Source organism: Serratia rubidaea (genome assembly GCF_016026735.1).
Classification (GTDB): Bacteria; Pseudomonadota; Gammaproteobacteria; order Enterobacterales; family Enterobacteriaceae; genus Serratia_B; species Serratia_B rubidaea.
Map to the genome: position 1 here is coordinate 2,227,709 of NZ_CP065640.1, position 23,631 is coordinate 2,251,339.

18 protein-coding genes and 1 pseudogene are annotated in these 23,631 nt (G+C 58.9%); 12 read left to right on the top strand and 7 right to left on the bottom strand.

Annotated features, from left to right (window positions below; translation table 11 throughout):
* Positions 1–93: 93 nt before the first annotated feature.
* The 8 genes from dapB to I6G83_RS10340 all read left to right on the top strand — a co-directional run bounded on the left by dapB (position 94) and on the right by I6G83_RS10340 (position 11,864).
* The gene (gene dapB, locus I6G83_RS10305; RefSeq protein ID WP_015670860.1) at positions 94–915 is read left to right on the top strand and encodes a 4-hydroxy-tetrahydrodipicolinate reductase; all 822 of its coding nucleotides are present in this window, start codon (positions 94–96) and stop codon (positions 913–915) included.
* Between the two features lie 469 nt (positions 916–1,384).
* Positions 1,385–2,533, top strand: coding sequence for a glutamine-hydrolyzing carbamoyl-phosphate synthase small subunit (gene carA / locus I6G83_RS10310; RefSeq protein ID WP_072186082.1), 1,149 nt, complete (start codon positions 1,385–1,387; stop codon positions 2,531–2,533).
* A gap of 18 nt (positions 2,534–2,551) precedes the next feature.
* Positions 2,552–5,776, top strand: coding sequence for a carbamoyl-phosphate synthase large subunit (gene carB / locus I6G83_RS10315; RefSeq protein WP_015670862.1), 3,225 nt, complete (start codon positions 2,552–2,554; stop codon positions 5,774–5,776).
* A 188-nt stretch (positions 5,777–5,964) separates the two neighbouring features.
* Positions 5,965–6,519, top strand: a complete 555-nt coding sequence (kefF, locus tag I6G83_RS10320; RefSeq protein ID WP_054305267.1) for a glutathione-regulated potassium-efflux system oxidoreductase KefF — start codon at positions 5,965–5,967, stop codon at positions 6,517–6,519.
* A complete protein-coding gene (gene kefC, locus I6G83_RS10325) occupies positions 6,512–8,365 on the top strand; it encodes a glutathione-regulated potassium-efflux system protein KefC (RefSeq protein WP_054305268.1) in 1,854 nt (617 codons plus the stop codon). The genes kefF and kefC overlap by 8 nt, the downstream gene beginning before the upstream one ends.
* 513 nt (positions 8,366–8,878) lie before the next feature.
* The gene (locus I6G83_RS10330; protein WP_054305269.1) at positions 8,879–10,303 is read left to right on the top strand and encodes an Mbeg1-like protein; all 1,425 of its coding nucleotides are present in this window, start codon (positions 8,879–8,881) and stop codon (positions 10,301–10,303) included.
* Between the two features lie 71 nt (positions 10,304–10,374).
* Positions 10,375–11,058: an ankyrin repeat domain-containing protein gene (locus I6G83_RS10335; RefSeq protein ID WP_232238956.1), complete on the top strand. Its 684-nt coding sequence runs from the start codon at positions 10,375–10,377 to the stop codon at positions 11,056–11,058.
* 116 nt (positions 11,059–11,174) lie between these two features.
* A complete protein-coding gene (locus I6G83_RS10340; protein WP_054305271.1) occupies positions 11,175–11,864 on the top strand; it encodes an ankyrin repeat domain-containing protein in 690 nt (229 codons plus the stop codon).
* Between the two features lie 55 nt (positions 11,865–11,919).
* Here the strand turns inward: I6G83_RS10340 and I6G83_RS10345 are convergent, their stop codons facing one another.
* Positions 11,920–12,534, bottom strand: coding sequence for a LysE family translocator (locus I6G83_RS10345; protein ID WP_054305272.1), 615 nt, complete (start codon positions 12,532–12,534; stop codon positions 11,920–11,922).
* Positions 12,535–12,662: 128 nt separating this feature from the next.
* Here I6G83_RS10345 and I6G83_RS10350 point away from each other — a divergent pair, with 128 nt between their 5' ends.
* From I6G83_RS10350 to I6G83_RS10365, 4 genes are all read left to right on the top strand, one after another.
* Positions 12,663–13,451 (top strand): threonine/serine exporter family protein, encoded by a 789-nt coding sequence (locus I6G83_RS10350; protein ID WP_054305273.1) that lies wholly within the window; start codon positions 12,663–12,665, stop codon positions 13,449–13,451.
* On the top strand, positions 13,442–13,912 hold the full coding sequence (locus I6G83_RS10355) for a threonine/serine exporter (protein WP_015670875.1): 471 nt from the start codon (positions 13,442–13,444) through the stop codon (positions 13,910–13,912). The genes I6G83_RS10350 and I6G83_RS10355 overlap by 10 nt, the downstream gene beginning before the upstream one ends.
* 233 nt (positions 13,913–14,145) lie before the next feature.
* Positions 14,146–14,625: a type 3 dihydrofolate reductase gene (gene folA / locus I6G83_RS10360; protein WP_171020784.1), complete on the top strand. Its 480-nt coding sequence runs from the start codon at positions 14,146–14,148 to the stop codon at positions 14,623–14,625.
* 195 nt (positions 14,626–14,820) lie between these two features.
* Entirely contained in the window at positions 14,821–16,710 is a 1,890-nt protein-coding gene (locus tag I6G83_RS10365) for a PhoX family protein (protein WP_054305274.1), read from the top strand.
* A 93-nt stretch (positions 16,711–16,803) separates the two neighbouring features.
* Here I6G83_RS10365 and apaH read toward each other — a convergent pair.
* The 6 genes and pseudogenes from apaH to lptD form a co-directional block, all read right to left on the bottom strand.
* Positions 16,804–17,601, bottom strand: a pseudogene (gene apaH / locus I6G83_RS10370) (bis(5'-nucleosyl)-tetraphosphatase (symmetrical) ApaH); the annotation flags it as partial.
* A gap of 1 nt (position 17,602) precedes the next feature.
* Positions 17,603–17,980, bottom strand: coding sequence for a Co2+/Mg2+ efflux protein ApaG (gene apaG / locus I6G83_RS10375; protein ID WP_015670880.1), 378 nt, complete (start codon positions 17,978–17,980; stop codon positions 17,603–17,605).
* 13 nt (positions 17,981–17,993) lie between these two features.
* On the bottom strand, positions 17,994–18,812 hold the full coding sequence (rsmA, locus tag I6G83_RS10380; RefSeq protein WP_054305276.1) for a 16S rRNA (adenine(1518)-N(6)/adenine(1519)-N(6))-dimethyltransferase RsmA: 819 nt from the start codon (positions 18,810–18,812) through the stop codon (positions 17,994–17,996).
* Positions 18,802–19,794: a 4-hydroxythreonine-4-phosphate dehydrogenase PdxA gene (gene pdxA / locus I6G83_RS10385; protein ID WP_054305277.1), complete on the bottom strand. Its 993-nt coding sequence runs from the start codon at positions 19,792–19,794 to the stop codon at positions 18,802–18,804. Before pdxA ends, rsmA begins: the two co-directional genes overlap by 11 nt.
* Positions 19,784–21,082 (bottom strand): peptidylprolyl isomerase SurA, encoded by a 1,299-nt coding sequence (surA, locus tag I6G83_RS10390; RefSeq protein ID WP_015670883.1) that lies wholly within the window; start codon positions 21,080–21,082, stop codon positions 19,784–19,786. Before surA ends, pdxA begins: the two co-directional genes overlap by 11 nt.
* Positions 21,083–21,148: 66 nt before the next feature.
* Positions 21,149–23,512: an LPS assembly protein LptD gene (gene lptD / locus I6G83_RS10395; RefSeq protein WP_054305278.1), complete on the bottom strand. Its 2,364-nt coding sequence runs from the start codon at positions 23,510–23,512 to the stop codon at positions 21,149–21,151.
* Between the last annotated feature and the right edge of the window lie 119 nt (positions 23,513–23,631).

A 23,631-nucleotide genomic window follows, 5' to 3' on the forward strand; every position in this document is an offset into this window, starting at 1 on the left:
ATCATGATGGAAATCCTCTGGCGATGAACCGGCGGGGCGGTTAACCTGATCCGATAGCCTGGGATAGGCATTTCATTGATAAGAGAGCGAAGTATGACTGATTCACAGATCCGCATGGCGATTGTGGGCGCCGGCGGCCGTATGGGGCGTCAATTGATTCAGGCGGTGCAGCAGGCGCAGGGCGTAGTGCTGGGCGCGGCGCTGGAGCGTGCCGGCTCCTCGCTGGTCGGGGCGGACGCGGGCGAACTGGCCGGCGTTGGCGCGCTTGGCGTGATCGTTAACGACGATCTGGCCAAGGTGGCGGATGATTTTGACGTGCTGATCGACTTTACCCGGCCGGAAGGCACGCTGGCGCATCTGGCGTTTTGCGTGCAACAGCGCAAGGCGATGGTGATCGGCACCACCGGTTTTGACGACGCCGGCAAGGCGGCGATCGCCGCTGCGGCGCAGCACATCGGCATCGTGTTCGCCGCCAACTTCAGCGTCGGGGTGAACGTGGTGCTGAAGCTGCTGGAAAAAGCCGCCAAAGTGATGGGCGACTATACCGATATTGAAATTGTTGAAGCTCACCACCGCCACAAGGTGGATGCGCCGTCCGGCACCGCGCTGGCAATGGGCGAAGCGATTGCCGACGCGCTGGGTCGTGACCTGAAGCAGTGCGCCGTCTATGCGCGCGAAGGCCACACCGGCGAGCGCGATCCGCAGAGCATCGGCTTTGCCACCATCCGCGCCGGCGATATTGTCGGTGAGCATACCGCGATGTTCGCCGATATCGGCGAGCGGGTGGAGATCACCCACAAGGCTTCCAGCCGGATGACATTCGCCAATGGCGCCGTTCGTGCGGCGGTTTGGCTGTCTAAGCATCAAAATGGGCTGTTTGATATGCGCGATGTGCTGGAGTTAGACCGCTTATAATTGTTTTTATAGCTGTGTGATGTGGTTATATTGGTTGTATGGTTATGATAATAGGACAATATTTTTATTGTCCTTTTTTTTAACATTGAAAATGACAATCTTTCTACGGTTATTTGTCAGGATTGTTATTTTTCATTATCTTCCTTGTTTTTAACGCTGTTTTTTGCACTGTTAAGCGATCCAAACCTATTTTTCGCTTATTAAATCACCGTTTTTTACTCTCGCCATTTGGCAACCGTTTACTCACCCGGGTTTAGCCCTGTTTTTATGGCTGTGAAGCCTATTAAACCGTGTAGTCAGTAAAAAACAGCGAAAAAAAGGCACTTTAAGTAGACAAACGGGGTGCCCATCATTAAAATGCGCCCAATTTGCCAAAAATTAGCCTTGAGGGCGGTTTTTGCATTGATTTAGATCGCGATATCTGAATTAATATGCAAATATTGTGATTTATTATTCCTCGGAGGGTGTTTTGATTAAGTCAGCGCTATTGGTTCTGGAAGACGGAACCCAATTCCACGGTCGGGCCATTGGGGCAGAGGGTACGGCAGTGGGGGAAGTGGTCTTCAATACGTCGATGACCGGTTATCAAGAAATCCTCACTGATCCTTCCTATTCCCGCCAGATCGTTACTCTTACTTATCCTCATATCGGCAATGTCGGCACCAATGCTTCCGACGCAGAATCCTCCGCTATTCACGCTCAAGGCCTGGTCATTCGCGACCTGCCGCTGATTGCCAGCAACTATCGCGGCGAAGAAAATCTGTCCGACTACCTCAAGCGCAACAATATTGTGGCGATTGCCGATATTGATACCCGCAAGCTGACGCGTCTGCTGCGTGAAAAAGGCGCGCAGAACGGCTGCATCATCGCCGGCGACGCGCCGGACGCCGCGCTGGCGCTGGAGAAGGCCAAAGCCTTCCCGGGCCTGAAGGGTATGGACCTGGCAAAAGAAGTGACGACGCAGGAAGCCTACGGCTGGCGTCAGGGCAGCTGGACGCTGGCCGGTGAACTGCCGGCAGCCAAAGCGGAATCCGAGCTGCCGTTCCACGTGGTGGCCTATGACTTCGGCGCCAAGCGCAACATCCTGCGCATGCTGGTCGATCGCGGCTGCCGCCTGACGGTGGTGCCGGCGCAGACCCCGGCGGATGAAGTGCTGAAAATGAATCCGGACGGCATCTTCCTGTCCAACGGCCCGGGCGACCCGGAGCCTTGCGACTACGCGATTACCGCTATCCAGCAGTTCCTGACCACCGACATTCCGCTGTTCGGCATCTGCCTGGGCCACCAGCTGCTGGCGCTGGCCAGCGGTGCGCAGACGGTGAAAATGAAGCTCGGCCACCACGGCGGCAACCACCCGGTGAAGGATCTGGACCACAACACGGTGATGATCACCGCGCAGAACCACGGCTTTGCGGTGGATGAAAACAACCTGCCGGCCAACCTGCGCGTGACGCACAAGTCGCTGTTCGACCACACGGTGCAGGGAATTCACCGTACCGACAAGGCGGCGTTCAGCTTCCAGGGACACCCGGAAGCCAGCCCTGGCCCGCACGACGCTGCGCCGCTGTTCGATCACTTTATCGAGCTGATCGCGTCTTACCGTTCCAACGCTAAATAATCAGGAGCCATAACAACCATGCCAAAACGTACTGATATAAAAAGCATCCTGATCCTCGGCGCTGGCCCGATCGTTATCGGCCAGGCCTGTGAATTTGACTACTCCGGCGCGCAGGCGTGTAAGGCGCTGCGCGAAGAGGGTTACCGTGTTATTCTGGTGAACTCCAACCCGGCAACCATCATGACCGACCCGGAAATGGCCGATGCGACCTACATTGAGCCGATCAACTGGGAAGTGGTGCGTAAAATCATCGAAAAAGAGCGCCCGGATGCGGTGCTGCCGACCATGGGCGGCCAGACCGCGCTGAACTGCGCGCTGGAGCTGGAGCGTCAGGGCGTGCTGGAAGAGTTCGGCGTGACCATGATCGGCGCAACCGCCGATGCGATCGACAAGGCGGAAGACCGCCGCCGCTTCGACGTGGCGATGAAGAAAATCGGCCTGGACACCGCGCGTTCCGGCATTGCGCACACCATGGAAGAAGCGCTGGCGGTGGCTGCCGACGTGGGCTTCCCGTGCATCATCCGTCCGTCCTTCACCATGGGCGGCACCGGCGGCGGCATCGCCTATAACCGCGAAGAGTTTGAAGAGATCTGCGAGCGCGGCCTGGATCTGTCGCCAACCAACGAACTGCTGATTGATGAATCGCTGATCGGTTGGAAAGAGTACGAGATGGAAGTGGTGCGTGATAAGAACGACAACTGCATCATCGTCTGCTCGATTGAAAACTTCGACGCCATGGGCATCCACACCGGCGACTCGATTACCGTCGCGCCGGCGCAGACCCTGACCGACAAAGAGTACCAAATCATGCGTAACGCCTCGATGGCGGTACTGCGTGAAATCGGCGTGGAAACCGGCGGCTCCAACGTGCAGTTTGCGGTGAACCCGAAAACCGGCCGCCTGATCGTGATCGAAATGAACCCGCGCGTATCGCGCTCCTCGGCGCTGGCGTCGAAGGCCACCGGCTTCCCGATCGCCAAGATCGCCGCCAAGCTGGCGGTCGGCTATACGCTGGATGAGCTGATGAACGACATCACCGGCGGCCGTACTCCGGCGTCGTTTGAGCCGTCCATCGACTACGTGGTCACCAAAATTCCTCGCTTCAACTTTGAGAAGTTTGCCGGCGCCAATGACCGCCTGACCACGCAGATGAAATCGGTCGGTGAAGTGATGGCGATTGGCCGCACCCAGCAGGAGTCGCTGCAGAAAGCGCTGCGCGGTCTGGAAGTGGGCGCCACCGGCTTCGACCCGAAAGTCAGCCTGGACGACCCGGAAGCGCTGACCAAAATCCGCCGCGAGCTGAAAGACGCCGGTGCGGACCGCATCTGGTATATCGCTGACGCTTTCCGCGCCGGCCTGTCCGTGGACGGCGTGTTCAACCTGACCAATATCGACCGTTGGTTCCTGGTGCAGATTGAAGAGCTGGTGCGTCTGGAAGAAGAAGTGGCGGCGAGCGGCATCAACGGCCTGACGCCGGAGTTCCTGCGTACGCTGAAGCGCAAAGGCTTTGCCGACGCGCGCCTGGCGAAACTGGCCGGCGTGACCGAAGGCGCGGTGCGCAAACTGCGTCAGGGCTACGGCCTGCACCCGGTGTACAAGCGCGTGGATACCTGCGCGGCGGAATTCGCCACCGACACCGCTTATATGTACTCCACCTATGAAGAAGAGTGCGAATCCAACCCGAACAGCGACCGGCCGAAGGTGATGGTGCTGGGCGGCGGGCCGAACCGTATCGGCCAGGGCATTGAATTTGACTACTGCTGCGTACACGCCTCGCTGGCGCTGCGTGAAGACGGTTACGAGACCATTATGGTCAACTGCAACCCGGAAACCGTCTCGACCGACTACGACACCTCCGACCGTCTGTACTTTGAGCCGGTAACGCTGGAAGACGTGCTGGAAATCGTGCGCATCGAACAGCCGAAAGGAGTGATTGTCCAGTACGGCGGCCAGACGCCGCTGAAGCTGGCGCGCGACCTGGAAGCGGCCGGCGTGCCGATTATCGGCACCAGCCCGGACGCCATCGACCGCGCGGAAGACCGTGAACGCTTCCAGCAGGCGGTGAACCGTCTGAGCCTGAAGCAGCCGGCCAACGCCACGGTTACGGCGATTGAGCAGGCGGTAGAGAAAGCGGCGGGCATTGGCTATCCGCTGGTGGTGCGCCCTTCTTACGTGCTGGGCGGCCGCGCGATGGAGATCGTCTATGACGAAGCCGACCTGCGCCGCTACTTCCAGACCGCGGTCAGCGTGTCCAACGATGCGCCGGTACTGCTGGACCGCTTCCTGGACGATGCGGTTGAAGTCGACGTCGACGCGATCTGCGACGGCGAGCGCGTGCTGATTGGCGGCATCATGGAACATATTGAACAGGCCGGCGTGCACTCCGGTGACTCCGCTTGTTCACTGCCTGCCTACACCCTGAGCAAAGACATTCAGGACGTGATGCGCCAGCAGGTGGAAAAACTGGCGTTTGAGCTGCAGGTACGCGGCCTGATGAACGTGCAGTTTGCGGTGAAAGACAACGAAGTCTACCTGATTGAAGTTAACCCGCGCGCCGCGCGTACCGTGCCGTTCGTCTCCAAAGCCACCGGCGTGCCGCTGGCGAAAGTGGCGGCGCGCGTGATGGCGGGCAAGACGCTGGCCGAGCAGGGCGTGACGGAAGAGGTGATCCCGCCGTATTACTCGGTGAAAGAAGTGGTGCTGCCGTTCAACAAATTCCCGGGCGTCGACCCGATTCTGGGGCCGGAAATGCGCTCCACCGGGGAAGTGATGGGCGTTGGCCGCACCTTTGCCGAAGCCTTCTCCAAGGCGATGCTGGGCAGCAATTCCGGCATGCGCAAACAGGGCCGCGCGCTGCTGTCGGTGCGTGAAGGCGATAAGGCGCGGGTAGTCGATCTGGCCGCCAGCCTGCTGAAGCAGGGCTTCGAGCTGGATGCGACCCACGGCACCGCGGTGGTGCTGGGGGAAGCGGGCATCAACCCGCGTCTGGTTAACAAGGTGCACGAAGGCCGTCCGCACATTCAGGACCGTATCAAGAATGGCGAGTACACCTACATCGTGAACACCACCGCCGGCCGCCAGGCGATTGAAGACTCCAAGCTGATTCGCCGCAGCGCGCTGCAGTATAAAGTGCATTACGACACCACGCTGAACGGCGGCTTTGCCACCGCGATGGCGCTGAAGGCCGACCCGACCGAGCAGGTCACCTCGGTGCAGGAGATGCACGCGCGCATCGGCAAATAAGCCGCACGCTCGTTACGCTGAACAAGGCCCTGCATACAGGGCCTTTTTTTATGCGTGCATTCCGGCCAAAGTTATTCAGCCTGCCTGTTGGTTCAGATTAAAAATTTCCGCTATCAATCTATTTGCCCGCTGTCATGCTAGACGACTGGTATATGCTTGATGTATTGGCAAGGAACGACGAGATCAACATGATTCTAATAATCTATGCGCATCCCTATCCCCGGCATTCGCACGCCAACCGGCGGCTGTTGCAGGCGGTGAAAGATATTCCCGAGGTGGAAGTCCGCTCGCTGTATGAGCTGTATCCCGATTTCAGCATCGATATCCATGCGGAGCAGCAGGCGCTGGAACGCGCCGATATGGTGGTGTTGCAGCACCCGATGCAGTGGTACGGCCTGCCGCCGCTGATGAAGCTGTGGATCGATAAGGTGCTGGAGCACGGCTGGGCCTATGGCCATGACGGCAACGCGCTGGTGGGGAAAGACTGCCTGTGGGCGGTGACCAGCGGCGGCGACCGGCACCACTTTGAGCTGGGCGACTACCCGGACTTCGCCGTGCTGGGGCAGCCGCTGCAGGCGACGGCGCTGTACTGCGGCATGCGCTGGCAGCCCTACTTTGCGCTGCATAACACCTTTACCTGTAATGAGACGGCGCTGCTGGAGGCGGGAGAGGCCTACCGGCAGCGGCTGATCGATTATCTACTGGCGCAGCCGCCGCAAACACAGGAGAACCCGCATGGATAACCACAGCATGATGATCGAAGGGCTGATCTATCTGGGCTCGGCCGGGCTGCTGGTGCCGATAGCGGTGCGCCTGGGGTTGGGATCGGTGCTGGGCTACCTGATCGCCGGCTGCATTATAGGGCCGTGGGGGCTGAAGCTGGTGTCCGACGCCGAATCGATCCTGACCTTTGCCGAGATCGGCGTGGTGCTGATGCTGTTTGTCATCGGCCTGGAGCTGGATCCGAAGCGGCTGTGGACGCTGCGCGCCTCGGTCTTCGGCGGCGGCGGCATGCAGATGGCCGGCTGCGGCCTGGTGCTCTGCGCCTTTTGCTACTTCCTCGGGCTGAGCTGGCAGGTGGCGCTGCTGATTGGCCTGACGCTGGCGCTCTCTTCCACCGCCATCGCCATGCAGGCGATGAATGAGCGTAACCTGACGTCGTCGCCGACCGGACGCAGCGCGTTTGCGGTGCTGCTGTTTCAGGATATCGCCGCGATCCCGCTGGTGGCGATGATCCCGCTGCTGGCCAACAGCGGCGCCTCGACGTCGCTCGGCGCCTTTGCCATCTCCGCCGCCAAGGTGGTGGCCGCGCTGACGCTGGTGGTGCTGCTCGGCCGCTATGTCACGCGGCCGCTGCTGCGTTTTGTCGCCCGTTCTGGCATGCGTGAGGTCTTCAGCGCCGTGGCGCTGTTTCTGGTATTCGGCTTTGGCATTCTGCTGGAGATGGCCGGCCTGTCGATGGCGATGGGGGCGTTTCTGGCCGGCGTGCTGCTGGCCAGTTCGGAATACCGTCATGCGCTGGAAAGCGATATTGAGCCGTTTAAGGGGCTGCTGCTGGGGCTGTTCTTTATCGGCGTCGGCATGTCGATCGATTTTGGCACGCTGTTCAGCCATCCGCTGCTGATCGCCACTCTGCTGCTCGGCTTTATGCTGCTGAAAGCGGCGATGCTGTGGCTGCTGGCGCCGCTGCTGGGCGTGCCGAAGCGTCAGCGCGGGCTGTTTGCCATTTTACTGGGGCAGGGCAGTGAGTTCGCCTTTGTGGTATTTGGCGCCGCGCAGACGGCCGGCGTTCTGCCGTTGGCATGGACCAAATCGCTGACGCTGGCGGTGGCGCTGTCGATGGCCGTGACGCCGCTGCTGCTGGTGCTGGCGTCGTGGCTGGAGAAGCGTGCGCCGCAGGACGATCGCCCGGCGGATGTGATCGACGAGGAGAACGCCAGCGTGATCGTCGCCGGCTTCGGCCGCTTCGGCCAGATTGCCGGCCGTATGCTGCTGGCCAACGGCGTGCGCACCGTGGTGCTGGATCACGATCCGGACCATATCGAAACCTTGCGCAAGTTCGGCACCAAAGTGTTTTACGGCGACGCCACCCGCGCCGACCTGCTCGAGGCCGCCGGGGCGGAAAAGGCGCAGGTGCTGATTAACGCCATTGACGACGTTGAGGCCAACCTGCAGCTGACCGAGCTGGCCAGACGCCACTTCCCGCACCTGAAGGTGGTGGCGCGCGCCCGCGACGTCGACCACTGGTATCAGCTGCGGCGTCTCGGGGTGGAGAAACCGGAGCGCGAAACCTTTGAAAGTTCGCTGCGCATCGGCCGTGAAGCGCTGGAGCTGCTGGGAATGGACGCCTATGAGGCGCGGGAAAAGGCGGATATCTTCCGCTGTTACAACCATAAGATGTTGGAAAGCACGGTGGAGCATTACGAGGACACCGAATTCCGCATCGCCAGCCTGCAGCGCGCGAAAGAGATGCTCAGCAATGCCATCGAACAGGACCGTTCGCGCCTGTCGCGGGAGCAGGAGACCGGCTGGCGCGGCAGTATTGACGGTAAAGCGCCGGAAGATGAGGTGGTGGAAGCCAAAGGGTAATCATTATGCCCCTCTCCGCGATGGCGAGGGGCCGCTAAAATAAAGAAGGCGATCAGGATTTTTTATTAACGAATCAATTAACGGGAAATAACCACGCTAAAAAATAACAAGGATGTTTTATTAGCGGTTTTATTTAATTGCCTTATTAATTTCCCGGCCCCGCCCATGAATTATTTAGGCGTACACGTTACGCATTCCAGTAATATATCCGGTATTTTTTGTGTTTATCAGCCGAAATAACTGGAAACCCGCTCCGTATGGTGTAATATCGGACGAAATAAGCAGCAGCTCTGCACTCAGGCGATGGTCGTCAGACGATCATCGTGCGGCCGCTTATATTTAATTAAAGCCAGATATCAATTTTATACCCTAAATAATTCGAATTGCAGCAAGACGGCAAGGGAAGGCATCCCGATAAGCTTACAGCGGTAAGTGATTCGGGTGATTGAACGCAGCCAACGCCTCTGCCGCTGGAAGTATGACGGGTAATAGACTTAGCACAGGACGGCGCTAATGAGATTGATTGCACTATCAACGGAAGATCTCGAACCTTATCAGTTTTCCCGTATTTTTAATCCCGGCTCGGCGCGATATGCGCTGGAGGCGAAATATCTGTTCGGGGCCTCATCGCTGCCGTCGATCTGTCGTCGCTATCCGGTCAGCCGCTGCGAGATTTTCGGCGTGGGCGTGTCGCAGTACCGGGAAGACCGGCAGATAAAAAAGCAGGTGTTGGCCGAGCTGGATGCGGGGCAGCTGCTTGCCATCGATGACGACTGTTTTGGCTGGTCGCCGGCGCGGCACCTGTTCTTTATCGACCAAAGCGGCCGGCTGGCGCAGTACCCGGCCATTTTGCCGCCGCTCTACCCGACGCAGCGGATAATCCAGCGCTATGAGGCGATGGTTGCCCGCTATCGCGTCCGTCCGCCGGCGACGGTGTTGCCCCCCAGCTATCGGCCGCAGCAGAAAGCGCCGGCAGTCGCCGCGGCGGCCACCGCGGTGGCGGTGCGCCGGGATCCGCTGGCCGCGATGCGCGCCATGAGCAAGCGCGAACGCTGGCAGGCCCGGCAAAATCTGATCGGCCGCGGGCGGCGCAGCATCTACCCCGATGCGCGCATCGCCGCGACGCGCCTGGGTGAGAACAATATCGCCGTTGAGAAGGCCAAGCTGGCGCAAAATGTTTACGGCGTTGACGGGCGACCGATTAGGGCGCGGGAAACGATACCGAACGTGCCCGAAGGGTGGCGTGATATTAGTAATAATAAAAATGCTTTAGACCGGTTGGGGTTATGGCCGGAATTATTGTATGACCATGCTGATCAGCCAGATTTTTTCGCTAGGGTCTATGCGCCAGATCCGACGGTGTTTGGTAACGCTATGGAGCCAACCGTAGCATTCCGGGGAACCCGGATGGAGAAACTGGTTGATTGGCAAAACAATCTGGGGCAAGGCGTTAATTTTCATTCGCCTTATTATGAAAAATCGGTAGCTATAGGTGACCGTTTAAAAAAAACATCAGGTAACGTTAGCATAGTTGGGCATTCATTAGGCGGTGGCCTTGCCTCTGCGGCGGCGATCGCCAGCGGTAAGCCCGCCTGGACGTTTAATGCCGCGGGGCTTAATGCGGGCACGGTGGAAAAGTATGGCGGCATGGCCATCGGCGACGGTTCAAAAATTGCCGCCTACCGGGTGCAGGGCGAGATGCTGACGCGGCTGCAGGAGTTCCACCTGTTAGAGGATTTACAGAGCGTTTATTACAACATTCCGCTGCTGATGGTGAAGCATCAGCTCTCTACGCTATTGCCCAGCGCGGCGGGCAACGCGAAATGGCTGCCGGGCGGAGAGGGCGGCACCATTGATAAACATGGTATGCAGCAGGTGATCGACAGCCTGGAGGAGCAGAAAGAGGCGGATATGACCACCATTACTAGCAGACTATAGCCATGCGAATACGATGGATCGGTGTTGCCATAATGGTGTTTGGCATAATTTGGTTGGCAGGATGCAACGGCATGAAAAAAATTGAACCGGAAGACTACTTTACCGGCCAACAGCTGGTTTTGGCCAAGGCTATCCAGGCAGGTGATTTGGGTAGGATAAAACAGCTGGCACCGGAAACGGATCTTAATACCCCCGGCGAGCAGAGATTAACCCCGCTGTTTTTCGCCCTCAATGAGGCGATGTATAACGATAATCCGGCCAATCGACTGGCAATTATTACGGCGCTGGTCAGTGCTGGTGCGGATCCTTTTCCGAGGGGGGTGGGGGACAAACCAGCTTTATGGATGGCCAAGGCCAGTAAGGATATCTGGCTGAAGGCAATGCTGGACGGTGGTTTATCTCCGGATGCCAGAGATAAGGACACTGACTATCCCATGATCTATGAAACTATTAATGCCAAAACTACCGATACGTTAGCATTATTAGTTATGCGTGGGGCTGATATTAATAGCCGTAATTCTTTAGGTGAAACACCGCTAACGGTCGCTTTTTTCAGCAGTAAATTTGAGCACGCCAATTATTTACTGGACCACGGCGCTGATCCAAATCCGGTAACTAAGAAGGGGTGGGTATTCGCTTCTCTGGTGCAAGACGGCATTAAAGACAGCCGGTCGGAAACGGAATACCACCAGAACTGCCTGCGACTGCGTGACAAGATGATCGCGCTGGGGGTGAAGTGGCCGCCGGAGACATAGAGGGGGACTGGGCTATGAACTGGCCGGCGTTCGGCAAAAGGATGAACATGCGTAACCCATAGATCGGTATCGCCGCTGTTTTTTGCGGGCTAATCTTGCTGGCTGGATGCAACGGCATGAAAAAGATTGAACCGGAAGACTACTTTACCGGCCAACAGCTGATATTGGCCAAGGCGATTCAGGCGGGCGACCTGGAGAGGGTAAAACAACTGGCGCCGGAAACGGATCTGAATACTCCGGGGGAGCAGGACTTAACCATACTGTACTTTGCCCTGAATGAAACCTACTACAACAATAATCCCAGACCACGTTTGCAAATTGTGACGGCGTTGGTTAAAGCGGGAGCCGACCCCTTGAAGCCACAGTCTGATGGGATGGCCAGTCCTGCTGAAATGGTTGCTATGGGGGATAAGGATCTCTGGCTACAGGCGCTATTGGATGGTGGGTTATCAGCAAATGCAAAAAATAAACAGTGGGGAACCGCTATTATCTTTGACACGCTAAGAGCAAAGAACACGGCGACTCTGGCTATATTAATAGAGCATGGGGTCAATATAAATTCCCGTAATTCATTAGAAGAAACACCGTTAATGGCTGCCTTTCTTAGCAACCGTTTTGAACACGTCAACTACCTGCTGGATCACGGTGCTGACCCTAATCCGGTAAATAAGTTGGGCTGGGTATTCGCTTCGCTGGTGCAAGACAGCATCAAAGACAGTCGGCCGGAAACGGAATACCACCAGAACTGTCTGCGACTACGCGACAAGATGATCGCGCTGGGGGTGAAGTGGCCACCGGAGGCATAACGCGCGCGATGAGCATGACGGAGGCCATCCGGCGGCCTCCGCGCTCTGCGGCGGCTTAGCTGAGCGCCACCTTAATGCCAAGGGCAATCAACATGCCGCCGAGCAGTTTATCCACGATCTTCTGCGCTTTTTCCAGCCCGCGGCGTACCGGGCCACTTTGGATCAAGAACACCAGCAGCGGCCACCACAGAACCGACAGCCCTAAAATAATCCCCGCGTACCACAGCTTTTCACCGATGCCGGAGTCTATCTGCAGCACCTGAGTAAACACCGCCAGGAAAAACAGCGTTGCCTTGGGGTTAAGCAGATTGCACAGGTAGCCCTGCACAAACGCGCTTTTCAGGCTGACCTGCTGCTGCGGCAGATTGCCGACGTTCATCTTGCCGCCGCCGTGCGACAGCAGCGCCTGCACGCCAACCCAAATCAGATACGCCGCCCCGGCGTACTTCAGCAGGTTAAACAGCCAGGGCGTGGTGGTAATCACCACCGCCAGCCCGGCGACGCAGTAGGACATATGGGTGGCGACGCCGCAGATCACGCCCAGCGCGGTGAGCAGCGCAGGCAACCGCTGATAGCGCGCCGCATTTTTTATTACCAGAAAGAAATCCGGCCCCGGCGACAGCATGCCCAGCGTGGCGATGCCGGCGACAAATAACGAGGTTTCAAGCATGTTCACGATCTCAAGAAAAAACGAGGACAGTGCCGATAATAACGCCGCCGACCCTGATGCGCATCAATCCACCGCCGCTATCTTCAGCAATATGATGAATATTCATGGTGCAGAGTAAACGGGGCGGTATGAGACAGGAAGAGAAGATAAGCGGGCAGCGACAACGGGAGGTGACGCGCCTGTGCATTCAGTGCGGGCTGCTGCTGTTGCAGCACGGCGCGGAAAGCATGCTGGTGGAGCAGTTATCCAGCCGTCTGGGGTTGGCGCTGGGGATGGAGAGGGTGGAGAGTTCGATCTCGGCGAACGCCATCGTCCTGACCACCATCAGTCACGGCGAGTGCCTGACCAGCACGCGTAAAAACGTCGATCGCGGCATCAATATGCAGATGGTGACCGAGGTGCAGCATATTGTGATATTGGCCGAGCACCGGCTGGCGGACGCGCAGGACGTGGCCCGGCGCTTTGCCAAACTGCGGCCGCTGCGCTATCCGCGCCCGCTGGTGGTGCTGATGGTGGCGCTGTCCTGCGGCTGCTTCAGCATGCTGAACGGCGGCGGTCGGGACGCCTTTGCCGTCACCTTTCTCGCCAGCGGGCTGGCGATGTGGGTGCGGCAGTGGCTGACGCAGCGGCAGATGAATCCGCTGATTAATTTCTGCCTGACGGCGTTTGTCGCCACCTCGGTATCCGGCTTGCTGCTGCGCCTGCCGCTGTTCAGCCAGACCGCGGGGGTGGCGATGGCCGCCAGCGTGCTGCTGCTGGTGCCGGGCTTCCCGCTGATCAACGCGGTGGCGGATATGTTCAAGGGCCATGTGAATACCGGCCTGGCGCGCTGGGCGATGGCCAGCCTGCTGACGTTGGCGACCGGTATCGGCGTGGTGATGGCGATGTCGCTGTGGGGGCTGCGGGGATGGGCATAAGCTTGCTGTGGGCGTTAGCGCAGGACATGCTGCTGGCCGCCGTGCCGGCGCTGGGGTTTGCGATGGTGTTTAATGTGCCGCGCCGCGCGCTGCGCTATTGTGCGCTGCTGGGGGGCGTTGGCCACGGCGCGCGTATGCTGCTGATGTGGCTGGGGATGAATATTGAGTGGGCCTCGTTTCTGGCGGCGGTGCTGATCGGCATCATCGGCATCTCCTGGTCGCGCTGGCTGCTGGCGCACCCGAAAGTCTTTACCGTGGCGGCGGTGATCCCGATGTTCCCCGGCATTCCGGCCTATACCGCGATGATCTCGGTGGTGGAGCTGTCCCATCAGGGCTACAGCGAGGCGCTGATGGGCGTGATGGTCAGCCATTTTCTTAAGGCCTGCTTTATCGTCGGGGCGCTATCGATCGGGCTGTCGCTGCCGGGGCTGTGGTTATATCGTAAACGGCCCGGCGTGTAGTTTATTATGCGGTGTCATTAGCAATTCTGATAAGAGCTATCTTATATATTCATATTGCTTGTTTACCCTATCGACGGCCGATGGGGCTTTCCGTATAGTGTGTCCAATTTGAGCGGCTGGGGCTTGTTAAGCGCAGACGACAGGGAAGATAACCGGCTGATTGCCGGCGATTTACCGCGTTGTTCCCGGCCTGCTGCAGAATATCCATTAGGTTTATACAGGGTTAAATAATGATCATTAGCCTGATCGCTGCGTTGGCGGCGGATCGCGTAATCGGCATGGAAAACGCCATGCCGTGGCACCTGCCGGCGGATTTAGCGTGGTTTAAACGTAACACGCTGAATAAACCGGTCATTATGGGTCGCAAGACCTTTGAGTCGATTGGCCGCCCGCTGCCGGGCCGCCACAATATTGTGCTGAGCAGCCGGCCGGGCAGCGAAAGCGGCGTGACCTGGGCCACCTCGCTGGACGAGGCCCTGGCGGCGGCCGGCAATGTGGAAGAAGTGATGGTGATGGGCGGCGGGCATATTTATACCCAGTTTTTGCCGCGCGCCGATCGTCTGTACCTGACGCATATTGACGCTGAGATCGGCGGCGATACGCACTTCCCGGATTATGAGCCTGACGAGTGGGAAACCTCATTCAGCGAATTCCATGATGCAGACGCGCAGAATTCTCACAGCTACTGCTTCGAGATTTTAGAGCGCCGTTAATTCCCCGCTACCTGATGACCTCCGCAGCCAGGGCGCAATGTATTGCGCCCTGGCTGGTTTTGGCGCGCAAATTTTTTACCGCCCCGCGATTGTAACATTTTCGTCACACTTCCTGATTAGTATGAAGCCCAACTTTGAGCGCCCGGCCACTCTGGTGACCCTGGACCGCGGCGTCAGCTAACAGGAAGCGAAATCATGACGAATAATATTGAGCAATTAAATGCCGACCGCCTGATCGATCCGACCCGCCGTAAATTATTATTGGGCAGCGCCGGCGCGGTCGGGCTGGCGGGCTTTCTCGGCGGCGGGATTTGGTCGGTTTCCGGCGAGGCGCTGGCGGCGGATCTGCCAGCCAACAAGCTGCTGGGCTTCAAAGGCATTGCCGCCTCGACCGCGGACGATATCGCCATTGCCGAAGGCTACCAGGCCGAGGTGCTGATTTCCTGGGGTGAACCGCTGGTTGACGGCGCGGCGGCGTTCGATCCGAACGGCGGCAACAGCGCGGCCGAGCAGGAGAAGCAGTTCGGCGACAATAATGACGGCATGAGCTTCTTTCCGATTGACGATAACCACGGCGTGATGGCGATTAACAACGAATACGTCAACGAGCAGTATCTGTTCGCCCACGGCGGCGACAAGGCCACCAGTCTGGAAGACGTGCGTAAATCGCAGGCGGCGCACGGCGTGTCGATCGTTGCGGTAAAACGCGTTGGTGATACGCCACGCTGGGAAGTCGAGCGCCCATCGCGCTATAACCGCCGCATTACCGCCAATACGCCGATGCAGTTCAGCGGCCCGGCCGCCGGCCACCCGCTGCTGCAAACCGCCGCTGACCCGAGCGGCCGCCAGGTGCTGGGCACCTTCGGCAACTGCGCTAACGGCAAAACGCCGTGGGGCACCTACCTGACCTGCGAAGAGAACTTCGATACCTACTTCGGCACCCAACAGGCGGATTACCAAACCACGCCGGAGCAACAGCGCTATACGCTCAAGGCCAACGAGCCGGAACGCAACTGGCCGGATTTTGACCCGCGCTTTGACGTGGCGAAAAATCCGCACGAATTTAATCGCCACGGCTGGATCGTGGAAATTGATCCGCTGAACCCGACTTCCACGCCGATCAAACATACCGCGCTGGGGCGCTTCAAGCACGAGAACGCGGCGGTTACGGTGGCGAAGAACGGTCGCCTAGTGGTGTATATGGGGGATGACGAGCGCGGCGAGCATATCTATAAATATGTCTCCAAAGGCAAAGTAGACAGCGCTAACCCGGCCAATAACCGCAGCCTGCTGGATGAGGGCACGTTGTTTGTGGCGCAGTTCGACGGCGACGCCAACGGCACGCCGCTGAAGGGCAAAGGACGCTGGATTGCGCTGGAGTTCGGCAAGAATGGCCTGACGCCGGAAAACGGCTTCCGCGATGCCGCTGAAGTGTTGATCTTTGCCCGTAAGGCCGCGGCGCAGGTCGGCGCCACCAAGATGGATCGCCCCGAGTGGATAGCGGTGAACCCGCACGACGGGCGTGCCTACTGCACCCTGACTAACAACAGCAAGCGCGGCGATGAAGGCATGCCGCTGACCCCGGCCAACCCGCGCCCGAAAAATATCTACGGCCAGATTATCCGCTGGGATGAGGGCGGCGACGCGACCGCGGAGCACTTCTCCTGGGATATGTTCGCGCTGTGCGGTAACCCGATTGCCCACCCGGAAGGCATGTATCGCGGCACGCCGAACATCACCGCCGAGAATACCTTTAACAGCCCGGACGGACTGGGGTTCGACAGCGCGGGACGCCTGTGGATCCTGACCGACGGCAAGTACAGCAATAAGGGCGACTATCAGGGGCAGGGGAACAACCAGATGCTGGTGGGGGATCCGCAGAGCGGTGAAATCCGTCGCTTTATGGTCGGGCCGAAGTCCTGCGAGCTGACCGGGGTCACCTTTGCCCAGGACTACAAAACGCTGTTCGTCAATGTGCAGCACCCAGGCGAAGAGGGCGACTCCCACTTCCCGCATAACAGCCCGCGGCCGCGCTCATCGGTGATCATGATTACCCGCAAAGACGGCGGCGTGATTGGCGCCTGACGGCGGACAAAATAAAAGGGCGGAATCTTTTCCGCCCTTTCTTTATGATGCTGCCCGCTTATCGCCGCCTTTCTCCGCGCGCCGCGTCGACGGCTGGGTGAAGTAGCGTTTATCCTCCCAGCGCAGCATGGTCAGATCGCCGCCCCAGCAGCAGCCGGTATCCAGCGCGATAACGCCTTCCGGCGTACCTTTGCCTTCCAGCGACGCCCAGTGGCCGAAAATAATGGTGTACTGCTCATCCAGCAGGCGCGGCAGATCAAACCAGGGCTTGAGCGGCGCCGGCGCGGTGCCGGGGGCGTCTTTGCTGATCATATCCAGCTGGCCGTGCGGGAAGCAGTAACGCATCCGCGTCAGCGCGTTGGTGCTAAAGCGCAGGCGGGCCAGGCCGCTCAGCTGCGGCGTCCAGTTATTCGGCATATCGCCGTACATGGCGTCGAGGAACAGCGGATAGCTGTCGCTGCTGAGCACGGCTTCCACCTCACGCGCGCACATTCTGGCGGTATCGAGATCCCACTGCGGCGTGATGCCGGCGTGGGCCATCACCAGTTTCTGCTGTTCATCGACCTGCAGCACCGGCTGACGGCGCAGCCAGTTGACCAGCTCATCCGCGTCCGGCGCTTCCAGCAGGGGAGTAATGCGGTCTTTGGGCTTGTTGCGGCTGATGCCGGCGTATACCGCCAGCAGATGCAAATCATGATTGCCCAGCACCATGCGCACCGCCGGTCCGAGCGAGCGCACGTAGCGCAGCACGTCCAGCGAGTCCGGGCCGCGGGCCACCAGGTCGCCGGTTAACCACAGCGTGTCCTGCTGCGGGTCGAAAGAAGCCTGGGCTAATAGCGACTGCAGTTCATCGAAACAGCCATGAACGTCGCCGATAAGATATGTCGACATATTAGTGAATCAGCGTTGGGATGGCTAAGCGAAAGACCGGGATCGCAGTGCGGAACGGCTGACCCAGATGGTCAACCATTTCATAGTGGCCTTCCATGGTGCCCAGCGGCGTTTCAAGCACCGCGCCGCTGGTATATTGGAACTCACCGCCGGGCAGGATCAGCGGCTGTTCGCCGACGACCCCTTCGCCCTGGACTTCGGTTTGGCGGCCGTTGGCGTTGGTGATCAGCCAGTAACGGCCCAGCAGTTTCACGTTGAAACGCCCCAGATTGCGGATGGTAATGGTATAGGCAAAGACGTAGCGTTCCTCCTCAGGCAGCGACTGGGATTCCACATACAGACTTTGGACCTGAATACATACGCGGGGTGAATCAATCATGACCACTTACTCCTTACTGCTGCGGCGCCGGATTGGCCGATAGCCAGTTTGCCAGCTTACAGTACTGCGCCACAGAAATATTTTCTGCTCTCAGGGCCGGATCGACCCCCAGCTCGCTCAGCTGTTCCGGGGTGAACAAATCGCCCAGGCTGTTGCGGATGGTTTTCCGACGCTGGTTGAAGGCCTGCGTGGTGATGCGGCTCAGCATACGCACGTCGTCGACCGGGTGCGGCATCTCACGGTGCGGCACCAGACGCACCACGGCGGAATCGACTTTCGGCGGCGGCGCGAAGGCGGTCGGCGGCACTTCCAGCACCGGGATCACGTTGCAGTAGTATTGCGCCATCACCGATAAACGGCCGTACGCCTTGCTGTTCGGGCCGGCAACCAGGCGGTTGACCACCTCTTTTTGCAACATAAAGTGCATGTCGCGGATAGCCTGAGTATAGCTGAAAAGGTGGAACATCAGCGGGGTGGAGATATTGTACGGCAGGTTGCCGAACACGCGCAGCGGCTGGCCCGCCTGCTCGGCCATCTCGGCGAAATTCACCGTCATGGCGTCCTGCTGACGAATGGTCAGTTTGTCTTTCAGCTGCGGGTGATTCTCCAGACGCGCCGCCAGATCGCGGTCCAGCTCCACCACCGTCATGCGGTCCATGCGCGCGCCGACCGGCTCGGTCAGGGCGCCGAGGCCGGGGCCGATTTCTACTACGGCTTCGCCCGGCTGGGGATGAATGGCCGAGACGATGCTATCGATGACAAACTGATCGGTTAAAAAGTTTTGTCCAAAGCGTTTGCGGGCAAAATGCCCTTGGTGGACTCTATTGTTCATTACAGTTATTTATCATTTTAATGGCGAGATTTAAGGCGGTTTTAAAACTGCCCACATCGGCGGTACCGGTACCGGCCAGTTCCAGCGCGGTGCCGTGATCCACCGAGGTACGAATAAACGGCAGGCCGAGGGTGATATTCACCGCGCGGCCGAACCCTTGGTATTTTAGCACCGGCAGCCCCTGATCGTGATACATCGCCAGCACCGCATCGGCATGCTGCAGATATTTGGGCTGGAACAGCGTATCGGCCGGCAACGGCCCGATCAGGTTAATGCCGCGCGTGCGCAGCGTTTCAAGCGCCGGAATAATCACATCCAGCTCTTCACGGCCCATATGGCCGCCTTCTCCCGCGTGCGGGTTCAGCCCGCAGACGTAGATGCACGGCTGCGCGATGCCGAATTTGGTTTTTAAATCATGGTCGAGAATGGTGATGACTTCGTGCAGGCTCTGCTCGCTGATGGCGCCCGGCACCGCCAGCAGCGGCAGGTGGGTGGTCGCCAGCGCGACGCGCAGCTCTTCGGTCGCCAGCATCATCACTACCCGATCGCAGCGGCTGCGGTCGGCAAAAAATTCCGTGTGGCCGCTGAACGGCACGCCGGCGTCGTTGATCACGCCCTTGTGCACCGGCCCGGTAATCAGCGCGGCAAATTCCCCGTTCAGGCAGCCGTCACAGGCGCGCGCCAGGGTGTCCACTACGTAAGCGCTGTTGGCGACGTTGAGCTGGCCACAGACCGCCGGTGTCGCCAGCGTTACCGGCAGTACGGTCAGCGTCGCGGCCGCCTGCGGCTGCGCCGGCGCGTCCGGCTGATAGTCGCGCAACGTCAGCGGCAGCCGCAGCTGCCGCGCGCGCTCAAGCAACAGGGCCGGATCGGCGCAGACTACCAGTTCAACGGGCCACGCCTGTTGCGCCAGTGCTACGACCAAATCCGGCCCCACCCCGGCAGGTTCGCCGGGGGTTATAACGATACGTTTATTGTGCATTGCTGCCATCAAGAATTTTGACATAGGCGGCCGCGCGCTGTTCCTGCATCCAGGTCTGCGCTTCTTCGGCAAACTTGCGGTTGAACAGCATGCGGTAGGCGCGCTCTTTTTGCGCCGCGTCGGTTTTGTCTACCTTGCGGGTATCCACCAGCTGAATCAGGTGCCAGCCGAAGGAAGAGTGCACCGGCTTGCTGATTTCACCTTTTTTCAGCTTCAGCAGCGCGTCGCGGAATGCCGGATCGTAGATGTCAGGAGACGCCCAGCCCAGATCGCCGCCCTGCAGGGCAGAGCCTGGATCCTGCGACAGCTGTTTGGCTTCGTCGGCGAACTTCGCTTTACCGCTGCTGATCGCCGCGGCGACTTCCTGCAGCTTGGTCCGCGCCTGATCGTCCGTCATAACCACGGACGGCTTCAGCAGAATATGGCGTGCGTGCACTTCAGTCACGGAAATAGACTGGTTGGCGCCGCGCACATCGTTCACCTTCAGTATGTGGAAGCCCACGCCGGAACGGATCGGGCCGACGATATCGCCTTTTTTGGCGGTAACCAGACGCTCGGCAAACAGCGTCGGGATCTCCTGCAGTTTGCCCCAGCCCATATTGCCGCCTTTCAGCGCCTGTGAGTCGGCGGAGTAGGTGATCGCCAGCTTACCGAAGTCGGCGCCGCCGTTGATTTCACCCACCAGGCGTTTCGCCAGCGTTTCTGCTTCGTCAACCTGCTGCTGAGACGGGTTCTCCGGCAGCGGGATCAGGATGTGGCTGATGTTCATTTCGGTATCGCTGCCGTTCTGCGCGCCGACCTGTTTGGCCAGCGAGTCCACTTCCTGCGGCAGGATGGTGACGCGGCGGCGGACTTCGTTGTTGCGCACTTCGGTGATCAGCATCTCTTTGCGGATCTGCGAACGGTAGGTGTTGTAGTTCAGGCCTTCGTACGCCAGACGGCTGCGCAGCTGATCCGGCGTCATGCGGTTTTGCGCCGCGATATTGGCGATAGCCTTGTCCAGATCGGCATCGCTGACGCTGATGCCCATCTTCTGCGCCATCTGCAGCTGGATGTTATCCATGATCAGACGTTCAACGATCTGATGACGCAGCGTTTTGTCGTCCGGCAGCTGTTGCCCCGCCTGTTGGGCATTGAGCTTGACCGACTGCAGTAAACCATTGACGTCGCTTTCGAGTACTACGCCGTTATCCACGACGGCGGCGACTTTATCAACTTCTTGGGGTGCAGCGAACGCGGTATTGGCGCAGACCACCAATCCGAGAATAAGCGTTCTCCAGTTATTCATACATTTCCCATTATGTAATCCGCAACTGCGGGTTAAAGTTCTCGTTTTTCAAAGCATTACAAAGCATCAGAATGCGCGCTGGTACGGCAGAATGCCTGAACGCAGCATTTCGCCGGTGCCGAGGCTGTGGTCGCTGCTCAGACCGCGCAGTTCGATGTTGAATGAAACTTTGTTGTCATATTTGCTGGTTTGATTGCCGCGATCCCAGTCGGTGATCTTGCGTTCATAACCGATGTTAACCGCCCAGCAGCAGGTGTTATAACGCAGGCCGACCAGCTGATCGGCGGACTGCTGCGCACGGGTATCATAGTAATACGCGCCAACCACGGCCCAACGGTCGGCAATCGGCCAGCTGGCGGTGACGCCCACCTGCGAGATACCGTCCTGATAACCAGGGCTGGTGACCTGCGGCAGCGTGGCCTGAATATATTCCGGGCTGGCGTAGCGGTAGTTCAGCTGCACCATGCGTTCACTGTCCTGACGGTACTCCAGCACCGCGTCGCCGAGGGCTACGCTGTCAAGGCGGGTATCGTACTGTACGCCGCCGCGCAGGCCCCAACGATCGTCGATCTTCCAATAGGTGTCACCGGCCCATACCAGGCTGCCGGTGTCATCATTCTTGTCGTAACCGGAATTGTTATCTCCGGTACGCGAACGGCTGAAGTAATAGATTTGACCCACGGATACGTTGAAACGTTCAACCAGCGCGTCATCATAAATGCGCGAGGTCAAACCGGTCGCCAGACGGTTCTGCGAGGCAATGCGGTCCAGGCCGCTGTAGCTGCGGTCGCGGAACAGGCCGGAATAGTCGGTCTGCAGCAGCGTTGAGTCGTAGGAGTAGATATTGCTCTGGTCGCGATACGGCACATACAGGTACTGCATGCGCGGCTCCAGCGTCTGGGTGTAGCCCTGCGCCCAGTTCATATCGCGGTCGAACACCATCTTGCCGTCAACCTTGAACTGCGGCATCACGCGGTTGACGGAATCATCCAGCTCCGGCGCGTCGCGGCCGGTGCGGTTCTTATAGTTAGTCTTGAAGCCGTCCGGAATATCCTGCTGATAGTGGGTCGCCAGCAGTTTGACTTCGCTGTTCAGCGAACCCCAGCCGTTGGTCATCGGCAAGGTCAGCGTCGGCTCCAGGTGCAGACGGGTGGCGTCCGGGCTGTACGGGTTGATATTGATGAATTTCGCCGCCTGGCCATACACGCGCAGATCGAACGGCCCCAGATCGTTTTTGTAGTAGTTCAGATCGATCTGCGGCAGCACCTTGTAGGACTCGGTGCTGGTACGGTTGACGTCGTCATAGATCTGGAACTGCTTGGAGGCGATGGTGGCGTCGAAGTTTTCATCGGCGTAACCGGCGCTGAATTTCTGCGTGGCGTAGCCGTCGGTGGTGGAGCCGTACTGAGAGTCCAGATCGTTGAAATACTGCGAGTCGCTGACTTTGGTGTAGTCGACGTTGAAGCGCCACACCTGGTCCATTACGCCGCTGTGGTTCCAGTAGAACAACCAACGGGTGTCGTCATCCTGCGGATGATCCTTGTTGTATTCGTTATCGCTCGGCAGCCAGTCAAACTCGATGGTGCCCATGCCCGGCTGGGTCAGATAGCGGAATTCGTTCTGCCACTGCAGGCCGCGCTTGGTCATATAGTGCGGCGTGATGGTGGCGTCGAAGTTCGGCGCGATATTCCAGTAGTACGGCAGCATAAATTCGAAGCCGTTATTACTGCCGTATTTCGCATTCGGGATCAGGAAACCGGAGCGGCGTTTATCGCCCACCGGCAGCTGCAGGTAAGGGCTGTAGAACACCGGCACGCCGGCGATTTTAAAGCGCGCGTTCCAGATTTCCGCCACCTGCTCTTCGCGGTCGTGGATCACTTCGGAACCGACCACGCTCCAGCTGTTGTCGCCCGGCAGACAGGAGGTGAAGGAGCCGTTTTCCAAAATGGTGTAGCGGTTCTGGCCGCGCATCTTCATTTTGTCTGCGTCGCCGCGCCCCTGACGGCCGACCATCTGATAGTCGCCCTGATAGACATCGGTGTCTTTGGTGTTCAGGTTTGACCAGGCCTTCGGCCCTTTTAGTTTGATCTGGTTGTCGTCATAGTGCACGTCGCCGGTGGCGGTGACGGTGCGTACCGGATCTTTCTGACCGGAGGCCTGCACCTGGTTCAGCTCCACCTGCTTGGCGGTCAGCGTGCTGTTGCCCTGTTCGATCTTGACGTCGCCGCTGAAGACGGCGTTGCCTTGATCGGCACGGGAATCATCAGAGTTGATGGTGACCGGCAGAGAGTTGGGATCGCCGCTGACGAGCGGTTTGTCATACGTCGGTACGCCGAGCATGCACTGTTCGGCGAGATCGGCCAGCGCGTGCTGACTGTAAAGTGCCGTCCAAATCATCGTGGCCAGCAGTGTTGGGAAACTTTTTTTCATACGCGGTTTTGGTGTTCCGTCATCAGAGGCGTCATGTCCGGCAAACGGTCAGAGACTATATCACTCATCTACGTTGCGCTACTGTTAAATCCTGCCGTTTCACTGCTCTGTTGTTAGGT

What these genes read in the sequence shown, in the direction of transcription:
- dapB (WP_015670860.1), top strand. Translation starts at nt 94, where the DNA reads ATGACTGATTCACAGATCCGCATGGCGATTGTGGGCGCCGGCGGCCGT.
- carB (WP_015670862.1), top strand. Translation starts at nt 2,552, where the DNA reads ATGCCAAAACGTACTGATATAAAAAGCATCCTGATCCTCGGCGCTGGC.
- kefF (WP_054305267.1), top strand. Translation starts at nt 5,965, where the DNA reads ATGATTCTAATAATCTATGCGCATCCCTATCCCCGGCATTCGCACGCC.
- kefC (WP_054305268.1), top strand. Translation starts at nt 6,512, where the DNA reads ATGGATAACCACAGCATGATGATCGAAGGGCTGATCTATCTGGGCTCG.
- I6G83_RS10330 (WP_054305269.1), top strand. Translation starts at nt 8,879, where the DNA reads ATGAGATTGATTGCACTATCAACGGAAGATCTCGAACCTTATCAGTTT.
- I6G83_RS10335 (WP_232238956.1), top strand. Translation starts at nt 10,375, where the DNA reads ATGAAAAAAATTGAACCGGAAGACTACTTTACCGGCCAACAGCTGGTT.
- I6G83_RS10340 (WP_054305271.1), top strand. Translation starts at nt 11,175, where the DNA reads ATGAAAAAGATTGAACCGGAAGACTACTTTACCGGCCAACAGCTGATA.
- I6G83_RS10345 (WP_054305272.1), bottom strand. Translation starts at nt 12,534, where the DNA reads ATGCTTGAAACCTCGTTATTTGTCGCCGGCATCGCCACGCTGGGCATG.
- I6G83_RS10350 (WP_054305273.1), top strand. Translation starts at nt 12,663, where the DNA reads ATGAGACAGGAAGAGAAGATAAGCGGGCAGCGACAACGGGAGGTGACG.
- I6G83_RS10355 (WP_015670875.1), top strand. Translation starts at nt 13,442, where the DNA reads ATGGGCATAAGCTTGCTGTGGGCGTTAGCGCAGGACATGCTGCTGGCC.
- I6G83_RS10365 (WP_054305274.1), top strand. Translation starts at nt 14,821, where the DNA reads ATGACGAATAATATTGAGCAATTAAATGCCGACCGCCTGATCGATCCG.
- apaG (WP_015670880.1), bottom strand. Translation starts at nt 17,980, where the DNA reads ATGATTGATTCACCCCGCGTATGTATTCAGGTCCAAAGTCTGTATGTG.
- rsmA (WP_054305276.1), bottom strand. Translation starts at nt 18,812, where the DNA reads ATGAACAATAGAGTCCACCAAGGGCATTTTGCCCGCAAACGCTTTGGA.
- pdxA (WP_054305277.1), bottom strand. Translation starts at nt 19,794, where the DNA reads ATGCACAATAAACGTATCGTTATAACCCCCGGCGAACCTGCCGGGGTG.
- surA (WP_015670883.1), bottom strand. Translation starts at nt 21,082, where the DNA reads ATGAATAACTGGAGAACGCTTATTCTCGGATTGGTGGTCTGCGCCAAT.
- lptD (WP_054305278.1), bottom strand. Translation starts at nt 23,512, where the DNA reads ATGAAAAAAAGTTTCCCAACACTGCTGGCCACGATGATTTGGACGGCA.